At 68.9% G+C, this 5,237-nt stretch carries 5 protein-coding genes; 2 read left to right on the forward strand and 3 right to left on the reverse strand.

Annotation, left to right across the window (positions count from 1 at the left end; genetic code table 11):
* Window positions 1–66: 66 nt before the first annotated feature.
* Complete coding sequence (locus VJS38_RS03835; protein ID WP_324086829.1) at window positions 67–510, reverse strand: GlcG/HbpS family heme-binding protein; 444 nt, start codon at window positions 508–510, stop codon at window positions 67–69.
* A 577-nt stretch (window positions 511–1,087) separates the two neighbouring features.
* On the opposite strand from VJS38_RS03835, the gene VJS38_RS03840 reads away from it, so the two are divergent.
* On the forward strand, window positions 1,088–1,807 hold the full coding sequence (locus tag VJS38_RS03840; RefSeq protein WP_324086830.1) for a class I SAM-dependent methyltransferase: 720 nt from the start codon (window positions 1,088–1,090) through the stop codon (window positions 1,805–1,807).
* A gap of 36 nt (window positions 1,808–1,843) precedes the next feature.
* On the opposite strand, the gene VJS38_RS03845 is transcribed toward VJS38_RS03840, so the two are convergent.
* Together VJS38_RS03845 and VJS38_RS03850 are read right to left on the reverse strand one after the other, a co-directional pair.
* A complete protein-coding gene (locus VJS38_RS03845; protein ID WP_324086831.1) occupies window positions 1,844–2,353 on the reverse strand; it encodes a PAS domain S-box protein in 510 nt (169 codons plus the stop codon).
* A 452-nt stretch (window positions 2,354–2,805) separates the two neighbouring features.
* Window positions 2,806–3,270 carry a YbaK/EbsC family protein gene (locus VJS38_RS03850; protein ID WP_324086832.1) on the reverse strand — a complete coding sequence of 155 codons (465 nt, stop codon included), beginning with the start codon at window positions 3,268–3,270 and terminating at the stop codon, window positions 2,806–2,808.
* Window positions 3,271–3,456: 186 nt separating this feature from the next.
* On the opposite strand from VJS38_RS03850, the gene VJS38_RS03855 reads away from it, so the two are divergent.
* Window positions 3,457–5,237: CHASE3 domain-containing protein (locus VJS38_RS03855; protein ID WP_324086833.1), on the forward strand; the 1,781-nt coding region annotated here is incomplete at its 3' end.

Below are 5,237 nucleotides of genomic sequence, written 5' to 3' on the forward strand. Positions count from 1 at the left end.
GCTCGGCGAGGCGGCGCTGAGGGCGCTCGGGCGGGCGATCCACATCTAAAGCCCGCCCTCTGTGTTCTAGACGCCCGGCGTCAGGCCCGCCGCCTTGATCCCCGCCACGGCGCAGGCCTCGTCGTTGTCGGACGTGTCGCCAGTGATCCCGACGGCGCCCAGGATCCGGTCGCCGGCGCCCCTGATCAGCACCCCGCCGGGGACCGGCACGATCGGCTGGGCCGCGCCGGCGCCCAGCGCCGTCAGCGCGCCCACGAAGTGCGGCCGCTCCAGCGCCATCGCCGCGATCTGCCGAGAGGAGACGCCGAGCGCCAGCGCACCGGACGCCTTGCCGGCCGCCAGTTGGGGCCGCAGGTTCGACATCCCGTCCTGACGCTGCAGCGCCACCGCGTGGCCGCCGGCGTCGAGCACCACCACGGTGAGCGGCTTCAGCTGCAGGCGGGCGGCCTCGGCGAGCGCGGCCTCTACGATGGTGTTGGCGTGGGCGAGCGTGAGCTGGCTGTCGGACATGGCGTGTGGCTTTCCCGAGATCCCGATGATGCGGCCGTCAGAACGCGCAGCGCGGCTCGGCCATCCGCGCGCTCCAAGGCCATCGACGCCAATGGATACCCGGAACCTTCCCCTCCGTCTCGCTTCGCGAGCGCCTCCGGCCTTGGCGACGCCCAGATCGCTTCCTATCTATATGAGGCGCGAGGCGACACGCCGGGCGCCGACCGCCTGATCACCGGAACGACCCGGCAGATCCCTCAAGCCAGCCGGAACAGCGCAGCGGTGTGGCGCCGCCCTGTCCCCGCCCGGGGATGCGCTCGTTCCGGCCACTTGCGTCACCGCTGCTCTCGGGGCTCCTCTCGGGCGCCACCGCTTTCTCGGGCGAGGCGATTGTCAGCGTCGAGGCGCCGATTCACCGTGTTGCACGGGTCGATTGCAAGTCTGTAGTAACTCGCGCCCGCGCGCAGGGCGGACTTGCCGTCGCCCCCGGCGCGGCCTTCCGTGACCCCCAGCCGGACGCCAGCAGGGAGGGGCTAACCGGCGCGGCTGCGCCTGAGCAGGAGGGACGCCTGCGACCAGGATCGGATTGGAGTACGCAATGTCGATACTGACGTCGGTAATTCCGAAGATAATGCCGTATCTCGACGGCTCGAAATTCGACGAGAACTTGCGCATCAAGTACGACGGCAGCGAACAGGTCGCCTTGAGGAACACCCTGCTGCAGGATCTCTGCAGGGACAAGCGGATCCTGCACATCGGCTGCACCGACCACGTGCCGCTGATCGACGCCAAGATCGCGGACAGGAACTGGCTGCACGGCCTGATCACGGAATGCTCCAGCTACACCCTGGGCGTGGACATCGACGCCTCGGCCGTGCGCATGGCTTCGAAGATCGCCAACATGGACAACATGGTGGCCGGCGACATCACCTCGCCCGACCCGATCGCCGAGATCTCGCGTGAGAAGTTCGATGTCGCCCTGTTCGGAGAGGTCGTCGAGCACATCCCCAATCCCGTCGAGTTCCTCAAGCGGTTCCGAAAGACCTACTGCTCGAACTTCAAGAAGATCATCATCACGGTCCCGAACGCGTTTCGCGCCGGCAATGTGCTCGGCATCGCGCGGAACATCGAGACCATCAACTCCGATCATCGCTTCTTCTTCACGCCCTACACCATATCGAAGGTGGCGGTGGACGCCGGCTACAGGCCGGAGAGCGTCACCATGGCGGCGTTCACGCGGCCGGGGCGGCTGAAGTCCTGGATCCTCAACATGCGGCCGCTGCTCGCGGAGGACATCGTCCTCGTCGCCTCGCATTAGGGCGAATTGCAGTCGGGCGAGACGCGCCTCCCTTCCCTATCTCTGCGCCTCGAGCTTCGGACCGGGGCCGCTGGGCTGAGCGTCCGAGGCTGCGGCCTTGCGGCGTTCAGCCGTCAGGTCGCGGACCTCCAGCACCAGGAAGCGCGCCTCGCCGCCGAGGTAGGAGCGGTAGGGCCGCAGGATGAACTGGCAGACCCGCCAGTCGCCGTTGCGGAACGGCACGTTGGACTCGTACTCGACGTACTGGCCGCGGAACCGGCGGATGGCCTCCTCGACCTTGACCGCCTCGGCAGGATTGGCCGCGAACCAGGGACTCTCCCAAAGGTGCTTGCCGACGAAGTCCTCGATCGGCGCGCCGATCGCCTGCAAGGCGGCGCGGTTCACGTCGAGGACGACGCCGGCGATGGTGCAGATCGACATGTGGCTGAGCGCGGTGTCGAACACGGCGTGGTAGCGCGCCTCGGCTTCCTCCAGCGATCTCGAACGCTGGACGAGCTGCTGCTGCAGCGCGGCGATCTCACGGGTGAGCTGGTCGAGGTCAGGCATTCTGCGCTCTTAGCATTCTGCGCTCTTAGCATGATGAGTTCATGCGTCCGTCCACGGCGGCAGAATGTGGCGGACGGATCCCAAAGAAAAGGGATGTGCGGCCGATTTCGGCGCCTTGGCGCTTACGCCCCGCCGCCGCGCCTAGCCTTGCTGGACCCAGGCCGTCTGGCCCCACAGCGCGATCAGGGTCATGGCGGCCAGCGCCCACAGGGCGATGCGCGCGGTTTCACGCTTGCGGTTCGGCGACATTTCGCTTCCTCCCACCCTAGACCATTCGCCGCCGAAGTGGAGGCCGGTTCGGCGCAGCGAATGGTCTAACTTCAAAAACTTATGAGCGTTCGGCGGTTCATTCGAACCGCCGAACGCTTCTAGGGAACGGCGGCGAACGGCCGCGGTTGCCGCACCGGCAGGATCGGCGCGGTAGCGTTGCCGTGATCGGACCGCGCACGCCGTCACGCGCTCAGCGCGCAGTGCCCCGCGTCGTGCTGCAGCCGGCGCCAGTCCTGGCCCTGGACGTGGATCAGCGTGCGGTGATCGCCGCCCTCGAAATAGATGTCCTCGGCGTCGAGCAGCTCCTCGTCGAGGATGGTCTGCAGTCCGAAGGCCGCCCCGACCGGCGGCAAGGCGCCCAGCTCGCAGTCCGCGAACAGCGAGACGGATTCCTGTTCGTCTGCCAGCCGCACCTCGCGGCCCAGCCAGCGGCCGAGGTCGCCGAACGCGACCAGCTTGGACGAGGGCACCACCGCCATCATGTACTCGTCGCCGGCGCGGACGAGCACGCCCTTGGCGACGCGTCTGCCGGGAATGTGCGTCGCTTCCGCCGCCTTGGACGGCTGGAACGCGTAGGCGTGCGGCACCTCGTCGAACTCGACGCCGCACCGGTCCATGTAGTTGCGAAGTTTCAGGGATATCGTCATCACACCCTCCATCGAGGCGGGAGCGGACGCCGAGTCCGGCGTCGTCCTGGCGCAGGTTTTTGGCCGTGGCCGGAGGATTAACGCCGCTCGCCGCCGAACCGTGGCGCGCCGCGGGTCGGAATTTCCGGCAAGACCGCCGATCGCTTAACGGTTCGGAACGAAGCCGGCGGCTAGGCTTCGCCTGCGATGTCCGACAAGACGATCATTCCCGCATGGATCGGCCGGCGCTGGCGCCTGGTCGCCGGCGCGCTGGCGGCCGCCCTGGCCGTGGTGATGGTGGCCCTCGTCGTCCTGGTCCAATATCAGCGCAACGAGGACCTTGAGACCCGAAAGACCGTAGCCCGGTCCTATGTGCTGCGCGCGCACATGCAGCACGTCTTCTCCCTGGTCCAGGACGTCGAGACCGGCGCCAGGGGCTTCATGCTCACCGGCGAAGAGGTGTTCCTGGAACCCTACGACCATGCCCGGGCGAAGCTCCCGAACGAGATAGCGCAGCTGCGCGCCAGCGCGCTTCATGCGCCTGATCGGGTCCACGCCGACCGGATCGACGTCCTCGTGCGCCGCAAGCTGCAGATCGCGGCGCGACACGTCGCCTTGCGCCGAGAGGCTGCGCCGCAGGCTGCGGCGCTCAGCGTCCGGGACGGACAGGGCCGCAAGGTGATGGACGAGATCCGCGCCGAGCTGGCGCGCTGGGACGCCGAAGAGGAAAACGAGCTGGCCCAGCGGCTCGCGGCCGCCGACGCCGCCGGCCGCGCGCTCCGGCTGACGCTGCGCAGCCTGGCGGCGGGAGTCGTGCTCATCATCTTCGCCGGCGGCTGGGGCGCGGTCGCGCTGGCGCGGAGCCGCGAGCAGGCCGAGGCGGCGAACCAGGCCAAGTCCCGCTTCCTGGCGATGATGAGCCACGAACTCAGGACCCCGCTCAACGGCGTCCTCGGCATGGCCCACGCCCTGGCCGCCAGTCCGCTCGACGCGCGCCAGCACGGCTATGTGGACGTGATCGAGACCTCCGGGCAGAGCCTTTTGGCCATCCTCAACGACATCCTCGACCTCTCGAAAATCGAGGCCGGGCGGCTGGAGATCGAGGCGATCGCCTTCTGCCTCCCCGAGCTCATCGACGCGATCGTCGCGCTCTGGAACGCGCCGGCGGCGGAGAAGGGCCTGCGCCTGGTCGTGGAGCTCGACGCCCTGCCGGCCTGGGTGACGGGCGATCCGACCCGGCTGCGCCAGGTGCTGACCAATCTGCTGTCGAACGCGCTGAAGTTCACCAGCCGGGGCGAGATCCGCTTCAACGTGCGCTATTCCGCCGACCAGCGCATCCAGTTCCAGGTCGCCGACACCGGCGCGGGGATGTCGCCCGCGGTGCAGGCCAGGCTGTTCCGCGACTTCAGCCAGGGCGAGGTCTCCACCGGCCGCAAGTTCGGCGGCACGGGCCTCGGGCTTTCGATCTCCCGCAGGCTCTGCCGCATGATGGGCGGCGACCTCGAGGCGCAGAGCATCGAGGGGGAGGGCTCCACCTTCACGGGCTCGATCGCGGCGCCGGTCGCCGAGCCGCCGGTGGAGGCCGCCGACGCCGAGGTTCAGGACGACTTGCCGAGCTTGCGGATCCTGGCCGTCGACGACAACGCCAGCAACCGCGCCGTCGTCGAGGCGCTGCTGCATGCGCTGGGGCTGCCGGTGATCCTGGCCAGCGACGGCGCGGAGGCGCTGGAGGTGCTGCGCGCCACGCCCGTTGACCTGGTGCTGATGGACGTCAACATGCCGGTGATGAACGGCCTGGAGGCGCTGGCGGCGATCCGCGAGGGCCAGGCCGGCGACCCGCGGGTCCGCGTCGTCGCGCTCACCGCCGACGCCATGACCGGCGACCGCGAGCGCTATCTGGCCAAGGGCTTCGACGGCCATCTGAGCAAGCCCATCGTGCCCCAGGCCCTGATCGAGGCCCTGACGGAGGCGGTGCAGAGCGTGGGCGC

This window comes from Phenylobacterium sp., assembly GCF_035276905.1.
Classification (GTDB): Bacteria; Pseudomonadota; Alphaproteobacteria; order Caulobacterales; family Caulobacteraceae; genus Phenylobacterium.